The organism is Piscinibacter gummiphilus, from assembly GCF_032681285.1.
Classification (GTDB): Bacteria; Pseudomonadota; Gammaproteobacteria; order Burkholderiales; family Burkholderiaceae_C; genus Rhizobacter; species Rhizobacter gummiphilus_A.
On the sequence record NZ_CP136336.1, the window covers coordinates 4,801,494 to 4,822,922 of the forward strand.

Annotated in this window: 22 protein-coding genes and 7 tRNA genes; 17 read left to right on the forward strand and 12 right to left on the reverse strand. The window is 67.8% G+C overall.

Going from position 1 to position 21,429, the window contains the following annotated elements:
* The first annotated feature begins 261 nt into the window (after nt 1–261).
* The 8 genes from RXV79_RS22560 (at nt 262) to garD (ending at nt 8,781) form a co-directional block, all read left to right on the forward strand.
* Complete coding sequence (locus tag RXV79_RS22560) at nt 262–1,080, forward strand: NAD-dependent epimerase/dehydratase family protein (protein ID WP_316700338.1); 819 nt, start codon at nt 262–264, stop codon at nt 1,078–1,080.
* Nucleotides 1,081–1,123: 43 nt separating this feature from the next.
* A complete protein-coding gene (locus RXV79_RS22565) occupies nt 1,124–2,080 on the forward strand; it encodes a TRAP transporter substrate-binding protein (RefSeq protein WP_316700339.1) in 957 nt (318 codons plus the stop codon).
* A 38-nt stretch (nt 2,081–2,118) separates the two neighbouring features.
* On the forward strand, nt 2,119–2,607 hold the full coding sequence (locus RXV79_RS22570; protein ID WP_316700340.1) for a TRAP transporter small permease: 489 nt from the start codon (nt 2,119–2,121) through the stop codon (nt 2,605–2,607).
* On the forward strand, nt 2,598–3,881 hold the full coding sequence (locus tag RXV79_RS22575) for a TRAP transporter large permease (RefSeq protein ID WP_296727044.1): 1,284 nt from the start codon (nt 2,598–2,600) through the stop codon (nt 3,879–3,881). The genes RXV79_RS22570 and RXV79_RS22575 overlap by 10 nt, the downstream gene beginning before the upstream one ends.
* Nucleotides 3,882–3,888: 7 nt before the next feature.
* On the forward strand, nt 3,889–4,899 hold the full coding sequence (locus RXV79_RS22580) for a lactonase family protein (RefSeq protein ID WP_316700341.1): 1,011 nt from the start codon (nt 3,889–3,891) through the stop codon (nt 4,897–4,899).
* Between the two features lie 205 nt (nt 4,900–5,104).
* Nucleotides 5,105–6,196 (forward strand): porin, encoded by a 1,092-nt coding sequence (locus RXV79_RS22585; protein ID WP_316700342.1) that lies wholly within the window; start codon nt 5,105–5,107, stop codon nt 6,194–6,196.
* 55 nt (nt 6,197–6,251) lie between these two features.
* Complete coding sequence (locus tag RXV79_RS22590) at nt 6,252–7,220, forward strand: tripartite tricarboxylate transporter substrate binding protein (RefSeq protein WP_316700343.1); 969 nt, start codon at nt 6,252–6,254, stop codon at nt 7,218–7,220.
* A gap of 7 nt (nt 7,221–7,227) precedes the next feature.
* The gene (garD, locus tag RXV79_RS22595; RefSeq protein WP_316700344.1) at nt 7,228–8,781 is read left to right on the forward strand and encodes a galactarate dehydratase; all 1,554 of its coding nucleotides are present in this window, start codon (nt 7,228–7,230) and stop codon (nt 8,779–8,781) included.
* A 44-nt stretch (nt 8,782–8,825) separates the two neighbouring features.
* Here the strand turns inward: garD and RXV79_RS22600 are convergent, their stop codons facing one another.
* The 10 genes from RXV79_RS22600 to RXV79_RS22645 form a co-directional block, all read right to left on the reverse strand.
* The gene (locus tag RXV79_RS22600) at nt 8,826–9,389 is read right to left on the reverse strand and encodes a DUF1697 domain-containing protein (RefSeq protein WP_316700345.1); all 564 of its coding nucleotides are present in this window, start codon (nt 9,387–9,389) and stop codon (nt 8,826–8,828) included.
* Nucleotides 9,386–9,790, reverse strand: a complete 405-nt coding sequence (locus RXV79_RS22605) for a GFA family protein (RefSeq protein ID WP_316700346.1) — start codon at nt 9,788–9,790, stop codon at nt 9,386–9,388. The genes RXV79_RS22600 and RXV79_RS22605 overlap by 4 nt, the downstream gene beginning before the upstream one ends.
* A gap of 10 nt (nt 9,791–9,800) precedes the next feature.
* Nucleotides 9,801–10,316: an OsmC family protein gene (locus RXV79_RS22610; RefSeq protein ID WP_316700347.1), complete on the reverse strand. Its 516-nt coding sequence runs from the start codon at nt 10,314–10,316 to the stop codon at nt 9,801–9,803.
* Nucleotides 10,313–11,083, reverse strand: coding sequence for a DUF695 domain-containing protein (locus tag RXV79_RS22615; RefSeq protein ID WP_316700348.1), 771 nt, complete (start codon nt 11,081–11,083; stop codon nt 10,313–10,315). Before RXV79_RS22615 ends, RXV79_RS22610 begins: the two co-directional genes overlap by 4 nt.
* A gap of 58 nt (nt 11,084–11,141) precedes the next feature.
* On the reverse strand, nt 11,142–12,506 hold the full coding sequence (gene gudD / locus RXV79_RS22620; protein WP_316700349.1) for a glucarate dehydratase: 1,365 nt from the start codon (nt 12,504–12,506) through the stop codon (nt 11,142–11,144).
* Between the two features lie 3 nt (nt 12,507–12,509).
* Nucleotides 12,510–13,472 carry a Bug family tripartite tricarboxylate transporter substrate binding protein gene (locus tag RXV79_RS22625; RefSeq protein ID WP_316700350.1) on the reverse strand — a complete coding sequence of 321 codons (963 nt, stop codon included), beginning with the start codon at nt 13,470–13,472 and terminating at the stop codon, nt 12,510–12,512.
* A 124-nt stretch (nt 13,473–13,596) separates the two neighbouring features.
* A complete protein-coding gene (locus RXV79_RS22630; RefSeq protein ID WP_316700351.1) occupies nt 13,597–14,637 on the reverse strand; it encodes a LacI family DNA-binding transcriptional regulator in 1,041 nt (346 codons plus the stop codon).
* Between the two features lie 177 nt (nt 14,638–14,814).
* Nucleotides 14,815–15,993, reverse strand: coding sequence for an ergothioneine biosynthesis protein EgtB (egtB, locus tag RXV79_RS22635; RefSeq protein ID WP_316700352.1), 1,179 nt, complete (start codon nt 15,991–15,993; stop codon nt 14,815–14,817).
* Nucleotides 15,990–16,907: an L-histidine N(alpha)-methyltransferase gene (gene egtD / locus RXV79_RS22640; protein ID WP_316700353.1), complete on the reverse strand. Its 918-nt coding sequence runs from the start codon at nt 16,905–16,907 to the stop codon at nt 15,990–15,992. The genes egtB and egtD overlap by 4 nt, the downstream gene beginning before the upstream one ends.
* Nucleotides 16,908–17,186: 279 nt before the next feature.
* Nucleotides 17,187–17,813, reverse strand: a complete 627-nt coding sequence (locus RXV79_RS22645) for a TetR/AcrR family transcriptional regulator (protein WP_316700354.1) — start codon at nt 17,811–17,813, stop codon at nt 17,187–17,189.
* Between the two features lie 84 nt (nt 17,814–17,897).
* Between RXV79_RS22645 and RXV79_RS22650 the strand changes: the two genes are divergently transcribed.
* Nucleotides 17,898–18,746: an SDR family NAD(P)-dependent oxidoreductase gene (locus RXV79_RS22650; protein WP_316700355.1), complete on the forward strand. Its 849-nt coding sequence runs from the start codon at nt 17,898–17,900 to the stop codon at nt 18,744–18,746.
* Here the strand turns inward: RXV79_RS22650 and RXV79_RS22655 are convergent, their stop codons facing one another.
* Together RXV79_RS22655 and RXV79_RS22660 are read right to left on the reverse strand one after the other, a co-directional pair.
* The gene (locus RXV79_RS22655; protein WP_316700356.1) at nt 18,747–19,520 is read right to left on the reverse strand and encodes a methyltransferase domain-containing protein; all 774 of its coding nucleotides are present in this window, start codon (nt 19,518–19,520) and stop codon (nt 18,747–18,749) included.
* A 45-nt stretch (nt 19,521–19,565) separates the two neighbouring features.
* Complete coding sequence (locus RXV79_RS22660; RefSeq protein ID WP_316700357.1) at nt 19,566–19,937, reverse strand: hypothetical protein; 372 nt, start codon at nt 19,935–19,937, stop codon at nt 19,566–19,568.
* 129 nt (nt 19,938–20,066) lie between these two features.
* Between RXV79_RS22660 and RXV79_RS22665 the strand changes: the two genes are divergently transcribed.
* The 8 genes from RXV79_RS22665 (at nt 20,067) to RXV79_RS22700 (ending at nt 21,417) form a co-directional block, all read left to right on the forward strand.
* A complete protein-coding gene (locus RXV79_RS22665) occupies nt 20,067–20,228 on the forward strand; it encodes a hypothetical protein (RefSeq protein ID WP_316700358.1) in 162 nt (53 codons plus the stop codon).
* A 489-nt stretch (nt 20,229–20,717) separates the two neighbouring features.
* Nucleotides 20,718–20,793: transfer RNA gene (locus RXV79_RS22670), tRNA-Phe, on the forward strand.
* A gap of 7 nt (nt 20,794–20,800) precedes the next feature.
* Nucleotides 20,801–20,877 (forward strand) — tRNA-Arg (locus RXV79_RS22675).
* 8 nt (nt 20,878–20,885) lie between these two features.
* Nucleotides 20,886–21,040, forward strand: a tRNA-Cys gene (locus RXV79_RS22680).
* Between the two features lie 9 nt (nt 21,041–21,049).
* Nucleotides 21,050–21,125: transfer RNA gene (locus RXV79_RS22685), tRNA-Pro, on the forward strand.
* A gap of 25 nt (nt 21,126–21,150) precedes the next feature.
* Nucleotides 21,151–21,221: transfer RNA gene (locus RXV79_RS22690), tRNA-His, on the forward strand.
* A gap of 29 nt (nt 21,222–21,250) precedes the next feature.
* Nucleotides 21,251–21,335 (forward strand) — tRNA-Leu (locus RXV79_RS22695).
* A 5-nt stretch (nt 21,336–21,340) separates the two neighbouring features.
* Nucleotides 21,341–21,417 (forward strand) — tRNA-Gln (locus tag RXV79_RS22700).
* Nucleotides 21,418–21,429: the final 12 nt, after the last annotated feature.

Below are 21,429 nucleotides of genomic sequence, written 5' to 3' on the forward strand. Positions count from 1 at the left end.
AACTTCTGTTGTCAGTCATCGTATGACTGAGCGGCGGAGTGTGCGATTCATCACGACTCCCCGCCAAGAGGTGACCCCTCCAAGCACCGGGGCATCCCGAGGAATCAGGGTTAGCCCGCTGTCACGGGACTCGTCCATCTAGGAGGATCGCGCTGTTGTACGACAACCTACAACACCAGCCGGTGGCGTGTCTGGCGTTGCCGCTGGCCTGGCCTCGATGGCCTCCGATGAGTTTTTGACGCCCGACTTCAACCGACCGCCATGCCCGCTGCCGCTACGCCCCTGCGCTTTTCCCGTTTGCTGATGACCGGCGCGGCCGGAGGCCTGGGCCGCGAGTTGCGGGGGCGACTGAAGGCCTATTGCGACACGCTGCGCCTGTCCGACATCACCGACCTCGGCACGGCCGCCGCCGGCGAGGAGCTGCGCCCCGCCCGGCTGGAAGACCGCGAGGCGATGCTCGCGCTGCTGGAAGGCGTCGACGCGGTGGTGCACCTGGGCGGCGTCTCGACCGAGCAGCCCTTCGACCTCATCCTGCAGGCCAACATCGTTGGCACCTACAACCTCTACGAAGCCGCGCGCAAGCAGGGCGTGAAGCGCATCGTCTTCGCCAGCTCCAACCACGTGACCGGCTTCTACCGCCAGGACGAGGTGATCGACGCCAACGCCCCGCTGCGCCCCGACGGCCACTACGGCATCTCCAAGGCCTACGGCGAGAACCTCTCGCGCTACTACTGGGACCGCTTCGGCATCGAGACCGTGTGCCTGCGCATCGGCTCCTCCTTCCCGGAGCCGAAAGACCGCCGCATGCTGGCCACCTGGATGAGCTATGACGACCTCGAGCGCCTGGTGATGGCGAGCCTCACCGCCCCGGTGGTGGGCCATTCGATCGTCTACGGCATGAGCGACAACGCCACCTCCTGGTGGGACAACACGCTGGCCCGCCACATCGGCTACCGCCCGCAGGACAGCAGCGACACCTTCCGTGCCGCCGTCGAAGCGCGTCACCCCACGCTCGACCCGAGCGACCCCGCGGTCATCTACCAAGGCGGAGCGTTCACGCGCACCGGCCCGTTCGAATGAGCACCACAAACCCCTGAGCCCACTTTCCACCAGGAGACATGAGATGAAGAAACTGATCGCACTGGCCGCGCTGGTCGCCCTCGGTGCCGCGAACGCTACCGAATTCCGCTCGTCCGACATCCACCCCGAGGACTACCCGACCGTGCTGGCCGTGCGCCACATGGGCGAGACCATCGCCAAGGCGACCAACGGCAAACACACGGTGAAGGTGTTCGCCAAGTCGGCCCTCGGCGCCGAGAAGGACACCATCGAGCAGACCAAGCTCGGCGCACTCGCGATGACGCGCGTGAACGTGGCGCCGATGAACAACATCTGCCCGGCCACCATGGTGCCGACCATGCCCTTTCTCTTCCGCTCCACGGAGCACATGCGCAAGGTGCTCGACGGCGCCATCGGCGACGAGATCCTGAAGGACTGCGAAGCACAAGGTTTCATCGGCCTCGCCTTCTACGACTCGGGCTCGCGCTCGATCTACTCGGTGAAGAAGCCGGTCAAGAGCATCGCCGACACCAAGGGCATGAAGATCCGCGTGCAGCAGAGCGACCTGTGGGTGGCGCTGATGGGCGCGATGGGTGCGAATGCGACCCCGATGCCCTTCGGCGAGGTCTACACCGCGCTCAAGACCGGCCTGGTGGATGCCGCCGAGAACAACTACCCCAGCTACGAGAGCAGCCGCCACTTCGAAGTCGCCAAGTACTTCAACAAGACCGAGCACTCGATGGCGCCCGAGATCCTGCTTTTCTCCAAGCGCGTGTGGGACACCCTGCCGCCCAACGAGCAGAAGATCATCCGCGACGCCGCCAAGGAGTCGGTGGTCTACATGCGCAAGCTGTGGGACGAGCGCGAGGCCAAGTCACTCGCCACGGTGAAGGCCGGTGGTGCCGAGATCATCGAGGTGGACAAGGCCTCGTTCCAGTCGGCCATGAAGCCGGTGTACGACAAGTTCCTCACCGACCCGAAGCTTCAGGCCATGGTCAAGCGCATCGGCGAAGTGAAGTGACCGGCTGATCGCGACGACGAAGAGAAAAGCTCCCCTCCATGTACACCCGCCTCTGCGCCGCCATCGCGCGGCTGTGCCTGCGCCTGGGCGTGGCCGGCCTCGTGCTGCTGATCATCGCCGTGCTCTACCAGGTGATCGGCCGCTACATCTTCAACGACACCCCCACCTGGGCCGAGAGCTCGGCCGTGCTGCTGGTGCTCTACGTGACCATGCTCGGCATGGCGGTGGGCGTGCGCGATGCGGGGCACATCGGGCTGGAGAGCTTTCTCGCGCTCGCGCCCGAGTGGCTGCGGCTCAAGATGGAACTCCTGATCCACGTGCTGGTGCTCATCTTCGGCTTGCTGATGGCGTGGAACTGCGGGCTGCTCGCCGAGAGCGTCTCGGGCTACAAGATCCCGACGCTCGGGGTCTCGGAGGCCTTCAAGTACGCCCCGCCCGCGCTGGCCGGCGTGCTCGTCGCGATGTTCTCGGTGGAGCACATCATTGCGCTCGTCCGTGGTGAAGAGGTGGTCCCGTCATGGCATTGACCATCCTCTGCGTCAGCTTCCTGGTACTGCTGCTGCTCGGAGTACCGGTGGCGTTTTCCATCGGGCTCTCGTCGCTCGCGACCATCCTGTACGAAGGCCTGCCGCTCGCGGTCGGCTTCCAGCAAATGATCTCGGGGATGAACCCGTTCTCGTTCCTCGCGATCCCGTTCTTCATCTTCGCCGGCGAAATCATGATGTACGGCGGCATCGCCGACAAGATCATCGACTTCGCGAAAGCCGTGGCCGGCCATGTGCGCGGCGGCCTGGGCATGAGCAATGTGCTGGCCTGCACGCTCTTCGGTGGCGTGAGCGGCTCGCCGGTGGCCGACGTGTCGGCGATGGGCGCGGTGCTGATCCCTCAGATGAAGAAGGAAGGCTACGACGCCGACTACGCGGTCAACGTGACCACGCACGCGTCGCTGGTGGGCGCGCTGATGCCCACCTCGCACAACCTCATCATCTTCACGCTCGCAGCCAGTGGCAAGGTGAGCATCGCAGCACTCATCCTCGCGGGCATCGTGCCGGCGATCATCCTCACGGTGTGCAACCTGGCGGCGGCGTATTTCGTGGCCGTGAAGCGCGGTTACCCCGCGGGCAAGTTCCCCGGCTGGGCGATCGTGGGGCAGTCGTTTGCGCTGTCGCTGCCGGGGCTGCTCGTGGTGGTGATCATCATCGCGGGCATCTTGTCCGGCGCGTTCACCGCCACCGAGTCGGCGTCTGTCGCGGTGGTGTGGGCGCTCTTCCTCGCCGCCCTGGTCTACAAGCGCCTCACGCGCGAGCAGTTCCTGAAGGCTGCCGCGAAGGCGGTGAAGACCACCGGCACCGTGCTGCTGCTGATCGGCATCAGCTCGATGTTCGGCTACCTGATCGGCCTCTACGGCGTGGCCGAGCTGACGGGCAAGGCACTCGCTTCGATGACGAGCTCGCCGTGGGTGATCTTCCTCTGGGTGAACATCATCCTCTTCGTGCTGGGCACATTCCTCGACATGGCGGCGACGATCCTCATCTGCACGCCGATCTTCCTGCCCATCTGCCAGCAGTACGGCATGACGACCGAGCAGTTCGGCATCGTGATGCTGATCAACTGCGCGCTCGGCCTCAACACACCGCCGGTGGGCACCACGCAGTTCGTGGGCTGCACCATCGGCGAGGTCTCGGTGGGCACGGTGATGAAGACGATCTGGCCCTTCTACGGCGCGCTGATCTTCGCGCTGATGCTCGTGACCTACGTGCCGGGCTTCGCGATGTGGCTGCCCAACCTGATCCTCAAGTGAGCACGTCATGGGCACGGTGATCTACGTCAGCAACGCCGACAGCGGCGACATCTCGGTGTTGTCGCTGGACGAATCGACCGGCGCCCTCACCACGCTGCAGACCGCCGAGGTCGGCGGCACGGTGATGCCGCTGGCCATCAGCCCCGACCAGCGCTTCCTCTACGCGGCACGCCGCAGCGAGCCAATCGCGGTCGTGGCCTTCGGCATCGACCGCGAGAGTGGCCGCTTGGCCAAGATCGGCGAGGCGCCGCTGCCCGACAGCATGGCCTACCTGTCCACCGACGAGACGGGCCGCTGGCTCTTCAGCGCCTCGTACGGCGGCAACATCGTGGCGGTCAACCCGATCGGCGCCGATGGCAGGCCGAGACCCTCGACGCAGCAAATCCCGACCGCTCCGAAGGCGCACTGCATCCGCGCTCTGCCCGGCAACCGGCATGTGCTCGCCACGTCGCTCGGCGGTGGTCATGTGCTGCAGTTCCGCTTCGACGCCGACACCGGCGTGCTCTCGCCCAACGAGCCTTACCCGCTTGCGATGCGCCCGGAAGCCGGCCCACGCCACCTTGCCCTCCATCCGAGCGCAGCGTTCGCCGTGCTGCTCAACGAACTCGATGCGAGCCTCGACGTGCTGGCCCTCGACCGCACGCGCGGCACGCTCACCCCCCAGCAGACGCTGAACACGCTGCCACCCGGCTTCAGCGGCGAGCCCTGGGCCTCGGAGCTGCGCTTCACGCCCGACGGCCGATTCCTCTACACCAGCGAGCGCCGCTCGAGCACGCTCGCCACCTTCGCGGTCGACGCCACGAGCGGCGATCTCACGCCGCTCGGCCACACCCCAACCCAGGCCCAACCGCGCGGCTTCGCCATCACACCATCGGGCCGCTTCCTCATCGCCGCGGGGCAGGTGTCGCACCGGCTCAGCGTCTACCGCATCGACACCGCCACCGGCGCGCTCACACCCACCGCCGAGCACGCCGCGGGGCGCAACCCGAACTGGGTCGAAGCCCTGTCGCTCACCTGAGGCCACGGCCGTGAAGCACCACCCCCGCACCCGACTCGCGCCGCAGGCGGCGCGCGCCTTGAACCGGCACGGCTGAGCGCCGCGCCGCCCTCCCCTCCTTGTCTTCAGCACCCCGGGCGCGATGGCTCCAGCGCCCGGGCGGGGCAGACCTTTGCCCAAAACGTCCAACGGGCCACTCACAACACCCATGTCGAGGAAATTTCAGATGAACGCACCCACCTTCAGGATCGGCCTGCTGGCCGCCGCCGTGCTGCTGGCCGCCGGCGGCGCGCAGGCGCAATCGAGCGTCGTGCTCTATGGCCTGGTCGACCTCGCCGTCGACCACTACAAGGCCGGCAGCGCCTCGGGCGCCGGCAACGTGTGGAAGATGAACGACGGCGTCGTCAACGGCCTCAACGGCTCGCGCTGGGGCGTGCGCGTGAGCGAAGACCTGGGCGGCGGCCTGAAGGCCAATGCGGTGCTGGAAAGCGGCCTCAGCGCCGACACCGGCGCCCTCGGCCAGGGAGGCCTGGCCTTCGGCCGGCAGGTGTTCGTCGGCCTGTCGCAGGCCTCGCTCGGCGAGCTGCGCGTGGGCCGCCAGTACATCCTGTCCGACTCGGTGATGGGCCTCACCAACCCCTACGGCAACGGCTCGGTGGCCAACCAGGGCACCGCCAGCACCAACGCCGGCCGCAACCTGCCCTTCTGGCTGAATGCCCCGCGCGCCAACAATGTGGTCCAGCTCGCCACGCCCAACCTCGGCGGCTTCACCGGCACGCTGCAAGTGGCGCCGGGCGAAGGCAGCGCCGACCGCTTTCACGGCGTGAAGCTCGGCTTCGGCAGCGGCCCCTTCAACATCGCCGCCTCCTACGAGTGGAACAAGTCGCGCACCACCGGAGAGGACACCAACAAGTCCTTCACCTTCGGCGCCAACTACAACTTCGGCCCGGTGAAGCTGCTCGGCGGCATCCAGATGAACCAGGACCTGGCCCTCGGCGCCGGCAACGGCGCCTTCACCGGCAACAACCTGCTCGTGACCTACAGCGGCCCGGCCTTCACTGCGTACGAGATCAATGGCTACAGCATCGGCGTGCAGGTGCCGGTCGACCGCTTCACCTTCGGCGCCAACTACTCGGGCGTGAAGTACGAGAACGCCGCCGGAGCAAACGCCACGCTCGGCAAGGCCGCGCTGATGGGCTGGTACACCCTGTCGAAGAGCACGTTCCTCTACTCGGGCGTATCGTTCTCGACGGGCGACCTGAAGGACTACATCGCCGAGAACCGCGTCTTCCAGGCGGGCATCCGCATGGCCTGGTAAGACGACCCCGCGCCGGCCTCCGCCCCGGGCCGGCGCTCATCAGAAGGAGACTTTCATGCACCGCCGCCACCTGCTGCTCGCCTCTCTCGCGCTGCTTCATGCCCCGCTCGCCCTCGCGCAAGACGCGTGGCCCGCCAAGCCCATCCGCATCGTCGTGCCCTTCGCGGCCGGCGGCACGAGTGACGTGCTCGCGCGCCTCATCGGCGACAAGCTGCAGGCCGCGCTCAAGCAGACGGTGCTGGTGGAAAACAAGGCCGGCGCCGGCGGCGTGATCGGTGCCGACGCGGTGGCCAAGTCGCCGGCCGATGGCTACACGCTGCTGCTGGGCACCATTGCCAGCCACGCCATCAACCCGGCGCTGCAGCCCAAGATGCCCTACAACGCGCTCACCGATTTCTCGCAGGTCATCCTGCTCGGCAGCATTTCCAACGTGCTGCTGGTCGGCGCGACGCAGCCCTACAAGAACGTGGCCGACGTGATCGCCGCCGCGAAGAAGTCGCCGGGCAGCCTCAGCTTCGCCTCGGCCGGGCAAGGCAGCTCGCAGCACATGTCGGGCGAACTCTTCAAGCTGCTGGCCGGCGCCGACGTGACACACGTGCCCTACAAGGGCAGCGCCCCGGCCATTCAAGACGTGATCGGCGGCCAGGTGCCGATGAGCTTCGAGACGGTGACGGTCGCCGCACCGCACATCCAGTCGGGCAAGGTGCGTGCGCTGGCCGTGACCTCGTCCAAGCGAAGCGCAGCGCTGCCTGACACGCCCACGCTGCAGGAAGCCGGCGTCGCGGGCTTCGACGTGGCGAGCTGGCAGGCCTTCTATGCGCCGGCCGGCACGCCACCCGCCATCGTCAACAAGCTCAACACCGAAATCGAGAAGATCCTCGTGATGCCCGACGTGAAGGCGCGGCTCGACGGCCTGGGCCTCGTGCACACCGCCAACACGCCCGAGCAGTTCGCCGCCTTCAGCAAGGCCGAGATTGCGAAATGGACGCGCGTGGCCAAGGAAGGCAAGGTCAAACTCGATTGAGGTTGCCATGAGATCCCCGCTCCTCATCACCATGCACGGCCACGACAACGTGGCCATCGTCGCCAACGACGGCGGCCTGCCGGCGGGCACGGTGCTGCCCTCGGGCCTGGTGCTCGTCGACAAGGTGCCGCAGGGCCACAAGGTCGCGCTCGTCGACCTCAAGGCCGGCGACGAGGTGCGCCGATACGACGTGCCCATCGGCCGCGCGGCCAAAGACATACCCGCCGGCAGCTGGGTGCACGAGCGCTTGCTGCAGATGCCCGAAGCACGCTCGCTCGAAGGTCTGCCCAAGGCGACGGTGAAGCCGGCCCCGGCCGAGCCGCTCGCGGGCTACACCTTCGAGGGCTACCGCAACGCCGACGGTTCGGTGGGCACGCGCAACATCCTCGGCATCACGACCACCGTGCAGTGCGTGGCCGGCGTGCTCGATTTCGCGGTCCAGCGCATCAAGGCCGAGCTGTTGCCGAAGTACCCGAACGTCGACGACGTGGTCGGCCTGGAGCACACCTACGGGTGCGGCGTGGCGATCGACGCGCCCGATGCGGTGATCCCCATCCGCACGCTGCGCAACATCAGCCGCAACCCCAACTTCGGCGGCGAGGTGATGGTGGTGAGCCTGGGCTGCGAGAAGCTGCAGCCCGAACGACTGCTGCCACCCGGCACGTTTGCCATCGTCGACGAGCGTGCGGAAGCCGAGCCGCTTGACGTGGTGTGCCTGCAAGACGAAGCACACATCGGCTTCATGTCCATGATCGACGACATCATGGCCACCGCCGAGCGCCACCTGCAGAAGCTCAACGCACGACAGCGCGAGACGGTGCCGGCCAGCGAACTCGTGGTCGGCGTGCAATGCGGCGGCAGCGATGCCTTCAGCGGCGTGACCGCCAACCCGGCGGTTGGCTTTTGCACCGACCTACTGGTGCGTGCCGGTGCGACGGTGATGTTCAGCGAGAACACCGAGGTGCGCGACGGCATCGCCCAGCTCACCTCGCGCGCCGCCACGCCCGAAGTGGCCGACGCGATGATCCGCGAGATGGCCTGGTACGACGCCTACCTGAAGCGCGGTAGCGTCGACCGCAGCGCCAACACCACGCCGGGCAACAAGGCCGGTGGCCTGTCCAACATCGTCGAGAAGGCGATGGGCTCCATCGTCAAGAGTGGCAGCTCGCCGATCAGCGGCGTGTTGTCTCCCGGCGAGAAGCTCACCCAGAAGGGCCTCGTCTACGCCGCCACACCCGCGAGCGATTTCATCTGCGGCACGCTGCAGCTCGCCGCCGGCATGAACCTGCACGTCTTCACCACCGGCCGCGGCACGCCTTACGGCCTGGCCGAATGCCCGGTGATCAAAGTCGCCACGCGCAGCGAGCTCGCGCGCCGCTGGCACGACCTGATGGACGTGAACGCCGGCCGCATCGCCGATGGCGAGGCGAGCATCGAAGACCTGGGCTGGGAGCTTTTCCACCTCATGCTCGACGTGGCGAGCGGCCGCAAGAAGACCTGGGCCGAGCGGTGGAAGCTTCACAACGCGCTGGTGCTCTTCAACCCGGCGCCGGTGACCTAGGGGTGCGAACGCCCGTCAGGGCTTCCAATGGCCTGGCCGGGATGCTAACGCGACGGATACGTCTCAGGGCCGTGCTTGGCCACGAGCCGCTGCAGCGTGCCGATGGCACGGCTCGTCCATGGCTGGCCGGTCGTCTTTTCCAGAAAGAGATTGGGGCTGCCCGGGCTGGCACCGAGTTTCCAGCTGATGGCGAGCGCGTTGCCATCCTTGAGCGCGAGGATGCGCACGTTGCCCTGCGCGTTGTCGAGCGGGAGCTCGCCGTCCAGCGCCGTGTTGCGCTGGCAGGCGAACGAGAGCACAAACTCGTAGACCTCGTCTCGGTCGTAGTCGTCGAACTCCTGCGCACTGGCAAGCGGCACCAGCTCGTCAAGCGAGCGCACGCAGGCGGGCTCCGCGAGATCGCACGAGGCCGCAAGCAGCTTGAGCGCCTTGCGCAAGACACGCTCGGCCGCGACGAGCGACGCCGCTTCGAACACCAGGGTGCCGTTGGTCTGGAACGATTGCGCGTGACGCCCACCCGCGCCGGTGAAGGCCTCTTCGAGCTGCGCCTTCGTCGGTGCGCCGGGCCGGCCGAGGTTCACGTTGCGCAGGAAGGCAGCGAACTTCACGGCAGGTCGCGGTGGTGCTGAGGCAAACGTGGGTCGGCCATCGCCCACGAGAGTTTGTCCATGAGCCAGATCTCGTGCGTGGGCGGGAAGCGCTCGGGCTCGTCGAGCGTGGCGGTCGTGAGCTCGATCTCGTGCAGCGCGTCGTCGTGCTGGTAGGCGATGGGGGTGCCGCAGCGGGAGCAGAAGCTGCGCTGCACGGGCGGTGTGGAGCGGCGTGTCGTCAGCGCGCCGCTCAGCAAGGCGTAGCGATCGACGGGGAAGACGACCCACGCCACCGGCGAGGCGCCGCTCGCCAGCCGGCAGCTGCGGCAGTGGCAGGTGCTGCTGCTCGTCGGCGCACCGATGACGCGGTAACGCACCGCGCCGCACAGGCAGCCGCCGAAGCTTTCGATCTCGGCCATGTGGCAGGCCTCAGCCGATCTCGACCGCCGTGCTCAATGGCACCACGCGCCGCAGCGCATCGGCCACCGGCGAATGCCGCTCGGCCCAGTCGACCAGCTCGCGCAGCTGTGCCGCGGAGGCACCCTCGGCCGCCAGGCGCACCTTGACGCGCACCGCCAGCGGCCCGGGTGGCATGTCATCGGCCAAGCCCAGCATGCCGCGATCGTTGGAATCGCTGTCGACGGTGACCTCGAGCCGCGTGAGCGCGATGCCGCTCTGCGCAGCCCGCAGCGCGATCATCGACGCATTGCAATTGGCCAGCGCCGCGCGCAGCAGCCAGCCGGGTGTCGGCGCGCCGCCGCCACCGCCCACGGCTTTGGGCATCTCGCTCACGAGCGTGGCCCCGTTCGGGCCGGCAGTCTCGAAGCGCAGGCCACCTTGCCATGTGGCCACCGCGGTGGAATCGGTCGTGGGGCCGAGCTCGGGGTGCTGCTCGAAATGCCGGATGACGCCACCCAGGGCTTCGCGGATCGGTTCGGGGGTCATGCTTCGCTCCTGTCTTGTGCCTCTGCTTCGACCGGGCACTCCCAGCCGTCGTAGTCGCCATCGTGCCGCCGCGCCGCATCGAAGAGCGCCAGGGTCACCTTGTCGATCTCGTCGTAGGCGGGCACGTCGATGCGCCACACCTGGGCGCAGTGGCTGCGTTCGCCTTCCACATCGTCCCGGGCCACACGGAGTTGAAAGCCCTGGGTGGCCACCTCGGCCACATACGCGCGCATGCGCTCGTCGCTCGAGAAGTAGGCCCAGTGGTCGATCTCGCGCGCGATCGTGAGCGTGTCGCCATGCCGTTCGAGCGCGGCACAAACCTGGCGGTTCTCCATGCACTGGCGATCCTCCTCGCCCGGTGACAGGAAGTTGAAGTACACCGACCAGTCGGCATCGGGCCGTGTACCGCACGAGAACTCGTACTCGTCGTCGATGCCGTCCATCGCCTGCTGCACCCTCGCGTCCCAGCCTTGCGCGTTGGCGATGTAGAAGTAGAAGTCGCGACAGGCGTTCGTGGTGCAGCGGCCGACGTAGCCCACGCCTTCGTTGCACAGCGCCTGCTGCAAGGCGTCTTCGACTCGCACCAGCGCATCGAACTCCTCCCGGCTCGACAGGCCATCGGGCCGCGGGTCGTTCATGTGGAGCCGCACATAGGCCATGTGCGGCAAATGGGCCAGCGGCGCCGACTCGGCAATGCCGAGGTCCACGAAGGTGGAGGCTGGCTTGTTGTCCACACGCAGTGGATAGAAGTCCCAGTGCTCGGTCACGACACCTCCTCGTCGATTTGCGGCGCAGTTTAGAACGCCGCTCCACCGAGGAGGCCGATCACCTCACCAGGCAGGGCCGCTTGGGGTCGAACTTCCAGTTGGGGATCAGGTACTGCATCGCGATCGCGTCGTCGCGCGCACCCAGGCCGTGCCGCTGGTAGAGCGCATGCGCCTTCTCCACCTCGGCCATGTCGAGCTCGATGCCGAGGCCCGGTTTCTTCGGCACCTGCACATGGCCACCCACGATCCTGAGCGGGTCTTTGGTGAGGCGCTGGCCGTCCTGCCAGATCCAGTGCGTGTCGATCGCGGTCACGCGGCCCGGAGCGGCGGCGCCCACGTGGGTGAACATCGCCAGCGACACATCGAAATGGTTGTTCGAATGCGAGCCCCAGGTGAGGCCCCAGTCGCGGCAGGTCTGCGCCACGCGCACCGAGCCGGCCATGGTCCAGAAGTGCGGGTCGGCGAGCGGGATGTCGACCGACTGCAGGCTCAAGGCGTGCGTCAGTTGCCGCCAGTCGGTCGCGACCATGTTGGTGGCGGTCGGCAGACCCGTGGCGCGGCGAAACTCGGCCATCACCTCGCGGCCCGAGAAGCCGTCTTCCGCGCCGCAGGGGTCTTCGGCGTAAGCCAGCACGCCGCGCATGTCGCGCATCAGGCGGATCGCGTCCTTCAAGAGCCAGCCGCCGTTGGGGTCGAGCGTGACGCGGGCTTCAGGGAAGCGCTCGTGCAGCGCGGTCACGGCTTCGACTTCGGCCTCGCCGGCGAGCACGCCGCCCTTGAGCTTGAAGTCGTTGAAGCCGTAGCGCGCACGGGCCGCTTCGGCCAGGCGCACGATGGCCGCGGGTGACATCGCGGCCTCGTGGCGCAGGCGCTGCCAGTCGTCGGCATCGGCCGGCTCGTCGCCTGGCGCGGTGTAGGGCAGGTCGGTCTTGGTGCGGTCGCCGACGAAGAAGAGGTAGCCCAGCATCTCGACCGATTCGCGCTGCTGGCCTTCACCGAGAAGCGCGGCCACCGGCAGGTCGAGGTGCTGGCCGAGCAGGTCGAGCAGTGCCGACTCGATGGCCGTGACGACGTGGATGGTGGTGCGCAGGTCGAAGGTCTGCAGGCCGCGGCCTCCGGCATCGCGGTCGGCGAAGCGCTCGCGCACGAGGCGCAGCAGGCGCTGCACGTCGCCGACCGGCTGGCCGACGATGAGCGGCGACGACTCTTCGAGCGTCTGGCGGATCTTCTCGCCGCCTGGCACTTCGCCCACGCCGGTGCGGCCGGCGTTGTCGGTGAGCATGACGAGGTTGCGGGTGAAGAACGGCGCATGCGCGCCGCTCAGGTTGAGCAGCATGCCGTCGCGGCCGGCGACGGGGATGACGCGCATCTGCGTGACACGCGGGGTGTCGCTTCGCTCCGTGCGGGGGGTGTCTTGCTTCATGGTTCAGTCGGCGGTGATCTTGCGGGTCTCGATCAGCTTCTTCCAGCGTGCGGATTCGCCAGTCTGGAAGACGGCGAACTGCTCGGGCGTGTTGGCCACGACCTCGATGCCGATCTTGGCGAAGTCGGCCTTGACCGCCGCGTCGTTGAGCGAGGAGACGAGGGCCGCGTGCAGCTTGGCCTTCACGTCGCCCGGCAGGCCCTTGGGCGCGGCGATGCCCTGCCATGAGTACACGTCGGCGCCCTTCACGCCGCTCTCGGCGAGCGTGGGCACATTGGGCAGCACCGACGAACGTTTGTCGCCGGTGATGGCGAGTGCGCGCAGCTTGCCGCTCTGGATGTGCTGCAGCACCGCGTTGACGTTCTGGAACGAGGCCTGCACCTGGCCGCCCAGCAGGTCCTGGATGGCCGGTGCGCCGCCCTTGTAGGGCACGTGCGAGCCGCTGGTCCCGGTCTGCAACCAGAAGAGTTCGGCGGTGAGGTGGTCGGACGAGCCATTGCCTGAGGAGGCGAAGCTCATCCTGCCGGGCTCATTCTTCAACTCGGCGATCACGTCGGCGACGCTCTTGAGCGGCGAAGCGGCGGGCACGACCAGCACGTTGGGCGCCTGCACGGCCACCGTCAGCAGGTCGAAGTCGAGGCCAGCGTCGTAGGGCACGCCCTTGATCAGGTGAGGTGCGATGACGAAGGGGCCGAGCGAGGACACGAGCACGGTGTAGCCGTCGGCCGGCGAGCGTTTCACCTGACCTGTGCCGATGGTGCCGGTCGCCCCAGGCTTGTTGTCGACGATGACGTTGGTGCCGAGCTTTTCCTGCAGCTTGGGGGCAAGCACACGGGCGAGCGAGTCGGTCGAGCCGCCCGGCGGGAAGGGCACGAGCAGGGTGATGGGCTTGTCGGGCCAGGCATGGGCGGGCGCGGCGGCCAGGGCGGCCAGCGAAAGGCAGAGGGTGGCGAGCAATGACTTCATCGGCGGGTCTCCTGTCGAACGTCACCTTGAGCGCACCGACGGCTGGTAGCGCTTTCACAGGACTATGGTAGCGCTACCGTTTGGATGAACGAGCATCCGATTTCGAGGGTTAACCCGAGCCAACTCAGCTGCTGCCGCGCTCGATGACCTGGAAGCCCAGGTCGATCACCTTGTCGGCCACCGCCCGGCCTGCCGCGCGCTCCACGATGAAACGCGCCGCCTGGCAGCCGATGCCGGTGCCGTCGATGCGCACGGTGCTGAGCGCGGGGTGGGTGTCGCCGGCAAAGGCGAGGTCGCCGAAACCGACGACGGAGAGACGCTCGGGCACGGCGAGGCCCCGTGCCGCCGCTTCGGTCAGCACGCCGAGCGCGAGCAAGTCGGAGCTGCAGAAGACGCCGTCGACCTCGGGTGATCGGGCGAGCAGTTGCGCGAGGCCCTGGCGGCCGCTGCGCAAGGTGGTGGGGGCGGGCACGCGCATCACCGGGATCTCGGCCGTCAGCCCCAGAGCCCTGGCCTCGGCGATGAAGCCGCGGTTGCGGCGCTCGGCGCGCTCGTCGTCGCCGCTCAGGAGCGCGAGGTGCGTGCGCCCTTTCGCATGCAGGTGGCGCACCACGGCGGCGGCGGCATCGGTGTGCGAGAAGCCGACGAGCATGTCGATGGGGGTGGGCGTCAAGTCCCAGGTCTCGACGACGGGGATGCCGCTCGCGAGCAGCCGCTTGCGCCCTTCGGCCGAATGCATGATGCCGGTGAGCACGATGCCGTCGGGGCGGCGGCCGATGATGGCATCGAGCAGCGCGTCTTCGCGAGAGGCGGTGTAGCCGCTCTGGCCAAGCATCAGTTGGTAGCCCGCCGCGTCGAGTTCATGGGTGAGGGACTGCACCATCTCCATGAACACCGGGCCGGCGATGGTGGGCACCACGGCGGCGACCAGGCGGCTGCGCGACGAGGCCAAGCCACCGGCCATGCGGTTGGGCACGTAGCCGGTGCGCGAGACGGCATCGCGCACACGCTCGAGCGTTTCCTTCGCGACCTGCTCGGGGGTGTTGAGGGCGCGTGAAGCGGTGATGGGCGAGACGCCCGCCAAGCGCGCCACGTCGCCCAGGGTGATGGCGCCGGCCCCTCGGCGGCGCCTGGGCGTGTGCGGTGGGATCGGGGCCTCGCTCATGACGGTCAGTGTAGCGATGGCAACGCTACCAACCGTGGCGTGCTGAGCGGGCGCGGAGCCGGGGTGACGTGCTCCGCTCATGTCCCCCGACAAAGGCCGCTCCCGCGGTCTTTGTCTCCTCCTTTACTTCGCTGCGCACGTCACCCCGACTCCGCGCGGGCGAGGCCCTGGCATCGGTCAGCGTGCGAGGCGGATGCCGGTGAACTGCCAGGTGGCACTGGTGGGGAAGAAGTTGCGGTAGCTCGTGCGCAGGTGCGTGGGTGGCGTGGCGAGCGAGCCGCCGCGCAACACCATCTGGTTCACCATGAACTTGCCGTTGTACTCACCGACGGCGCCGGCACTGGCGCGAAAATCGGGGTACGGGAGGTAGGCGCTCGAGGTCCATTGCCAGGCGTGGCTGGTGAGCTGGTGCAGCTCGGGGCAGGTGGCGGCGGCGTGCTCCCACTCCGCTTCGGTGGGCAGGCGTGCACCGGCCCATCGGGCGTAGGCGTCGGCTTCGTAGTAACTCAGGTGCAGCACGGGCTCGTGGGCCTGCAGCTCGCGCAGACCCGAGAGGCCGAAGGCTTGCCAGCCATTCGCGGCACGCTGCCAGTAGAGCGGGTGCTCGCGCGACTGCGCCTTCACCCAGTCCCACCCTTCCGAGAGCCACAGGGCTGGCTCGCGATAACCACCCGCTTCGATGAAACCGGCGTATTCGGCATTGCTGACGAGGCGCGACGCCACCTCATAGCGCTGCAAGTAGGCCGAGTGGCGCGGGCCTTCGTTGTCAAAGGCGAAACCCGCGCCGTCGTGGCCGATCTGCACCACGCCTTCTTCGAACGCGTGCCATTGCAGTGGCGATGCGGGCGCGCTCGCACTCATCTCGGCTTCTCGGTACGCGGGCTTCAGCGGGTTGCACGAGAAGAGGTGCAGCACGTCGGTGAGCAGCAGCTCCTGGTGCTGCTGCTCGTGGTGCAGCCCCAGCTCCACCAGACGCAGCGCCTCCTGCGGCAAGCGCGGCATGAGCGTGAGCACCCGTCGGTCGACGGCCGCGCGGTAGGCGCGCACCTCGTCGAGCGAAGGCCGGGTGAGCAGGCCGCGCTGCGGCCGCGGGTGCTTGACGCCCACGGCGTTGTAGTAGGAGTTGAAGAGCACGCGGTATGCGGCGGCGTGCGGCGCGAAGCCGGGCTCGAAGCGTTCGAGCACGAAGGTCTCGAAGAACCAGGTCGTGTGCGCGAGGTGCCACTTGGCGGGGCTCGCGTCGGGCATCGACTGCGCGCACGCGTCTTCGGCCGACAGCGGCGCGGCCAGCGCTTCGGTGTGCGAGCGCACCGCCCGGTAGGCGGTGGCCAGGGTGTCCGCGTCGAGTTCGTTCATGGCGTGGCGAGCACCACCGCGAACCAGCGCCGCTCGTCGGTCCACGCCACGCTGTGGTGGAAGCCGGCCGCGTGCAGCAGGTGGGCGAAGCCTTCGATGTCGTACTTGTAGCTGCTCTCGGTGTGGATGCGTTCGCCCGGGGCGAAGTGCCGGCCGCCGCCGGGCCAGTGCACGTCGACGTCGGTCTTGGCTTCGAGGTGCATCTCGATGCGCGAGGCCTCGTGGTTGAAGAAGGCGCGATGCCGCCACTGGTGCAGGTGGAAGTCGCTGCCCACGAGCCGGTTCACATGGTCGAGCGCGTTGAGGTTGAAGGCGGCGGTGACGCCCGCTGCGTCGTCGTAGGCGGGTTCCAGCACCGACACCTCCTTGCGCAGGTCCACGCCGATCAGCAGCGCGCCGTCGTGATCGATCAGGCGGCGCATGCGCACCAGCACGTCGAGCGCCTGCGGTCTGTCGAAATTACCGATCGACGAGCCGGGGTAGTAGACGAGCCGGTGCGCGCGCGGCAAGTCTTCCGGCAAGACGATCTCCTGCGTGAGGTCGCCGCCCACGGCGTGCACCTGCAACTGCGGCATCTCGTCGCGCAGCCGCTGTGCGGCCTCGGTGAGGAACTCGGCCGAGATGTCGACCGCCACGTAGCGCGACGCCCCGATGGCACGGCAGAGCACCCGCGCCTTCTCGCAATTGCCAGCGCCCGGCTCGATGACGATGCGCCCCGGGCCCACGCGCCGCGCAATCTCCGCCGCATGGCGCGCCAGGATCGCCTGCTCGGTGCGCGTCGGGTAGTACTCGGGCAAGCGCGTGATCTGCTCGAAGAGCCGCGAGCCCTTCGAGTCGTAGAAGTACTTGGGCGAAATGCTGGGCTGCGGCCGGCTCAGGCCTTCGATGATCTCGTGCGTGGGTTGGGCGGGCATGCTCTCTCCTCGTGTGCGGCCTGCGGGACTTCCAGCAGGCCATGGTCGTCGGAGGCATCGCACCCGCACAAGCACCCTGCCACGCCCTGACAGCGCATCTGAGCCTGGTGGTCGACACATCCCCGACACGGCAACCCTGCGACCTGACCGCCGCAGTGTGGGCCGCGGCCTTCATGTCGTGTTGTGAGCAGGGTTTCTTACGCCGGGGTTCGGCAAGTGACATGCCACTGCGGGGTTTCCCGCACCCGCCGGCGCGCGCTGCAGCGGCGCGCCTGCAGCTCAGGCCCAGCTCGGTTTACGACGCTCGGTGCCGCGTGGCGCGTAGGGCCAGTAGAGCGACTGCACCTGCTCGTAGCCCATCTCCAGGTGCTTCTTGGTAATGCGCGTCACGCCCTTGGCGACCTGCAGGTATTCGATCCAGAAGGTGCAGATGATCCACGCGTTGACGACAAGCCGCTCCACGGCCTCGTCGGGCACCTTGAGCCGGCCGTGCTGGATGGCGTGTTGCAGCAACCGGCGGCCCGCCTCGTGAGACGCTTCCGACAGCAGCTTGTTGCGCTCGCGCAGCTCGGGCGCCAGGCCATAGAGCGACTGGGCGTCGCGGTAGAAGAAGCGCCACTCCCAGGCGAACTTGAAGAAGTCCATGATGCTGTCTTCGTTGGCCTTGTCCTGCTCGATGTGCTCCATCTGCCGGCGGGCCATCTCGCCCAGGGCCAGCTCGAACTGGTCGAAGAGCGCCAGCACGATCTGGTCCTTCTTCTTGAAGTAGTAGTAGAGGTTGCCTTCGTTGATGCCCACGGTGGCCGCGATCTCGGCGGTGGTGACGGCGCCCGGCCCCTTCTCGTTGAAGAGGCGGCGGCAGGTTTCAAGCACGCGCTCGCGGGTCGTGATCGGGGCTTTGCTCATGCCACGATTGTCGCCACAAACCCGACGCACTCACCCGGGCAAGCACGGATGGGAGGCGTAAGGTATGCACCTTAGAGTGACCCGATGAACACGTCCTCCTTCCGCCCCGTGGCGGTCATCACCGGCGCGGGCAGCGGCATCGGCCGCAGCCTGGCGCTGCGCCTGGCCCGGCGCGGCCACGACCTCGCGCTGTGCGAGATCAACGCCCTTCGGCTGGGCGAGGTCGCGCGCGAAGCGCGTGCGCTCGGCGCACGCGTCAGCGAGCACGTGGTCGACGTGGCCGATGCCCGCGCCGTGGCCGCGCTGCCCGCTGCGGTGGAAGCCGAGCACACCCGCGTGAGCGCCGTGTTCAACAACGCCGGGGTGTCGGCCTACGGCGACTTCCGCCAGCAGCCGGTGGCCGACTTCGAGTGGGTGATCGGCATCAACTTCTGGGGCGTGGTCAACATGTCGCGCGCCTTCCTGCCGCTCCTGCTGCGCGAGAAGGCCGCGCAGCTCGTCAACGTGTCGAGCGTGTTCGGCTTCGTCGGCGTGCCGGGGCAGACGGCCTATTGCGCGAGCAAGTTCGCGGTGCGCGGCTTCACCGAAGCGCTGCGCCACGAGCTCGAAGCGACCGGCGTGCGTGTGGTGCAGGTGCACCCGGGCGGCATCAAGACCCACATCGCACACGACATGCGCCACCTCGAGAGCGTCGACGCCACCGCGCGCAAGGCCCTGGCCGACGGCTTCGTGCAGAACGCACGCACCACCGCCGACGAAGCCGCCGAGTGCATCCTCGCGGGTCTGGACAAGGGCCTCGTGCGCATCCGCATCGGGGCCGATGCCCGCTTCCTCGACCGGCTGGCGCGGCTGATGCCGGTGCGCTATTGGGGGTTGCTCAAGAAGCGCGCCCAGCGCGCCGCCGCCGAGCGGCAGGCGGCCGCAGCCTCGTAGTCAGAGCCTGCGCGCGACGATGAAGAGACGGCGAAACGGGAACACCGTGGTGCCGTCGGCCCGCATCGGATAGGCCAAGGCCACCCGCGCCGCGTAGTCGCGCTCGAAGGCCTCGCGCTCGGCCGGGTCGTCGAGGGCATTGAGGAAGGTCGAGAGCCAGGTGCCCTTGGTCCATTCTTTCACCGGGTCGGGGCCAGTGAGCACCTGGTGGTATTCGGTTTCCCACAGGTCGATGTCCCGCGCCAGCGGGGCCAACAGGTCGTAGTACCACGCTGGATCCTCCACCGGCTTCTTCTCGCGCAGCAAGGGCTCGAGGCGTGCGCCCCACGGGCCAGAGCGCACCGCATCGGCAATCGAAGTGTGCGACGGTGCTGCGAAGTTGCGCGGCATCTGCACCGCGAGCACGCCGCCGGAAACGAGCTGCTGCATCAGGTGGGTGAAGAGCGCCGTGTGGTCGTGCAGCCAGTGCAGCGCGGCGTTGGAATAGATCAGGTCGGCCGGTGCGTCGGCCTTCCAGCCCGCCAGGTCTTGGTGCTGCCAGCGCAGGTTGGGCAAGGGGTCGCCCGCCTGCTCGAGCATCGCCGCCGACGCGTCGACGCCGATCACCTGGGCCATCGGCCAGCGCTCGGCCATCAGCCGGCTCAACTGGCCAGCGCCGCAACCGAGGTCGTACACGGTGCGTGGTGCCTCAAGCGACACACGGGCCAGCAGCTCCAGCGCGGGACGCAGGCGCGGCTGCTCGAACTTCAGGTACTGCGACGGGTTCCAGCTCATGCGGCGGATGGTGCGCCTGCCGCGCCGGCCTGTAAACCGCGGACGCTAGTTCCCGCGCTCGACGATCGCCTTCATCTGCACCGTGAGCGACTTGCGGCCTGCCACGTTGGTGCTGCGCCAGGCCGTGAGCGCGAGTTCGAGAAATGCAGTTTCCGCAGCGGTGGGTGCGGCACTCTTGCGCGGCTCGTCGAGCCAGTTCACGTGCCGGCCGCACATCACCTCGATCTGCCGCGCGAGCTTGTCGCCGATGGGGCGAGACGACTTGATCTGGCTCCACATGCTGGGCGAGATCTGCAGCTTGGCAGCGAAGGCCTGCTCGAGCCCTTTGGGCGATGCGCCCGCCGCGACGGCCTGCTCGGCATGTTCTTGAAAGAGCGCGAGCACGTTGTGCCGGCGCGTAAGGGTGATGTTCGCCACGAGGTCGTGTGTGTGCGGATGCAACGATGTCGAACGACATTGTCGCAGGGGGTTGACGAGTCGGGTAAAGAGTCTTTACAGTCCGCTTCCTCGCTCGCAAGAGCATCCGTTTTCAATCAAGGCTGCATCGTGACAACCCGCAAGCACATCGACCGCAACACGCAAGGAAGCGCCCAGCGCGACCTGCATGCGTTCGCCTGTGCATTCGGGGGCATCGCGATGACGTCGCTGGGTGATGCGCGGCTTGATCGCAGCGAGCCCATCACGACACCGGGAAAGGGAGGCGCCTAGGCGCACACCCTTCACGCTCTGCACCGCAGAGGCCCGGTTTCCGAAAGGAACCGGGCCTTTTGCTTTGCTGGACCCACCTTGGCGCATCGGCGCCCAGGTCGCGGCTCTCCGGAGCCGCAGCTCTTTAACAATTTGCCGCAGGACATGCGCCGGTACTGGCCGGAAAGCGTCCTGCACGAAGCGCGGAAGGCGAGCCCTCGTTCCACGGGGGCCGCCGACCGCCTCACTTCGGCTGTGCCCATGCACTCCGCAGTCCGCAAACCTGGTGTGGGCGGCTCGGGATGTGCATGGCGGCGTCGACCCCTGGACCCAGGTCGCACGCCAGCCCCTGTGCAGCGAGACACCGACGCCTGACGAGGCGCTCGCGTGTGGACACAGCCGAAGTGGGATTCGTATTGAACAGGAGCCTGCGTGGAGCTCACGCTTCGCAGGCGGAAATCGGCCGCAACGATTGGGCGGCGCCGGAACCCGTGACCGGATGGACTTTTTGCCGAGATAGCTCAGTCGGTAGAGCGGCGCGTTGAAAGCGCGTGCGTCGGGGGATCGAAGCCCTCTCTCGGCACCAGTTGCATACCTCGTTAGCTCAGTGGATGAGAGCGCCTGCCGACGAAGCAGGAGGTCGCACGTTCGAATCGTGCACGAGGTGCCATCTTTCATCTCGACGTAGCCAAGTGGTCGAAGGCATCTGCCTGCAAAGCAGACGGCGACAGCCCGCACCCGTTCGCTCTGGGCGGCGATAGCCGACCAGGACGTCGCTACGCGACGGGCCGAAGGCCGAGGGCAAAGCCCGAGCAATCGGGTCGTCGAGTCCATTCTTCTTTCTCGGTGTGGCGCAGTTGGCAGCGCGCGTGCTTTGGGAGCATGAGGCCGTCCGTTCGATCCGGACCACCGAGACCAGCTTTTTCAGAACGTGCGTTGAGGAGTGACCGTAGCTCAAGGGTAGAGCCCCGGCTTGTGGCGTCGGTGGTGTCGGTTCGAGTCCGACCGGTCACCCCTCAGCGCATGTGATTCATTCCTCAACCCCCCTCGTGGCGAAATAGGCAGACGCACCGGTCTCAGAAACCGGGGCCGCAAGGCATGTCCGTTCGACTCGGACCGAGGGGACCAACAAACGGGGCGTAGTCGAGAGGCCTCAGACAGCCGGCTTTGACCCGGTGTTACGCAGGTTCGAATCCTGCCGCCCCTGCCACTCAACCATCGA